Raw genomic sequence first — 1,308 nt, 5'->3', positions numbered from 1 at the left:
AATTTCAGGCATTAATGGATGCGGGTATCAGTTTTGCTAAAGAATTTGGTATTGCTATTGGTGTGGAATTAACCGGCGAACAAATGCGGGCATTAACCACCGATATCGTCTTGTTAGTGAAAAAAAGCATTATGGTAAATGGTCAACCAACTGAGGTACTTGTACCACAAGTCTATATGGTTAACCGGCCTCAATTAGGTACTGATGGCGCATTAATTGCGGGTGACAATACTTTTATAAAAGGTGAACAACTCAATAACACTGGATTAATCGCGGCCAAACAAGATGCCCTATTAGATGGCTATAATGTGACCAATAAAGGGACGATTTATGGTGGTCGCGTTGAAATTGATGCCCAAAATGACATTATTAACTATGGCAAATTAGTCGGTGACAAATTAGTTTACTTATCCGCCGATAACGATATCAACTTATTATCAAGCACCCGCACTCAAACCCGTGCCCGTAATCTGCTGACCAATATCGATCAGGCGAGCACAATTCAAGTCAACAATGGCAATATTGTGATTAATGCTGGGCATGATATTAATGCTAAGGCGGGTTATATCGTTAACAGCGGTAAAGAGGGAACTACATGGTTACAGGCCGGGCATGATATTGGATTAACCACAGCCGATATTGAAGAGAAATATGATTATCGAGCCAGAAAAGACTATAGAATAACAGATGAAAAAGGCGTGGTCGGCACTGAAATTATAGCGGCCAACAATATTCAGCTGGTGGCAGGTAATGATATTAAAGCCAAAACGGTGGATATTACAGCAGGTAATCATTTAGGATTACAAGCGGGTCATGACATTAATATTGGTTCATCGACAGAAAGTGCCTATTTGGATGAGTTCCACAAATACAAAGATAAAGGATTTTTAAAAAGTAGTAGTGAAAAAACCAAAGTAACTATCGATAACACGACTCAAAAAGGCAGTGAACTTAGTGCCAATAGCGTAACGATAAAATCCGGTCATGATTTAGATGTATCTGGCAGCATGGTGATAGCAACCCAAGATGTCTATCTTAATGCAGGCAATAATGTAAATATTACTGCCGCGGAAGAAAACTATTACCGTTATGAAGAAAGAAAAACCAAAAAATCAGGGGTATCTACTAGCTCAAAAGGGATTAGTGTTGGTTCACAATCAACCAAGGCGACCTCAACCTCGAATGAAGTTAATCAATCTCAAGCAGGCAGTTTAGTCGGTACCTCCGGTGGTAATGTGATTATCTCGGCCAATAAACAAGTAACCATTAGTGGCAGTGACATTATTGCCGGTCGAGCAGAAGGTGATG

1 protein-coding gene is annotated in these 1,308 nt (G+C 40.1%); it reads left to right on the top strand.

What is annotated here, in order from left to right:
* Positions 1 to 1,308 (top strand): hemagglutinin repeat-containing protein (locus B6C99_RS12950; protein WP_173795352.1); only part of this gene is annotated, 1,308 nt, incomplete at both ends.

The sequence above is a fragment of the Gilliamella sp. N-G2 genome (assembly GCF_002142215.1).
Lineage (GTDB): Bacteria > Pseudomonadota > Gammaproteobacteria > Enterobacterales > Orbaceae > Gilliamella.
This window is presented reverse-complemented; position numbering and strand designations above follow the sequence as displayed.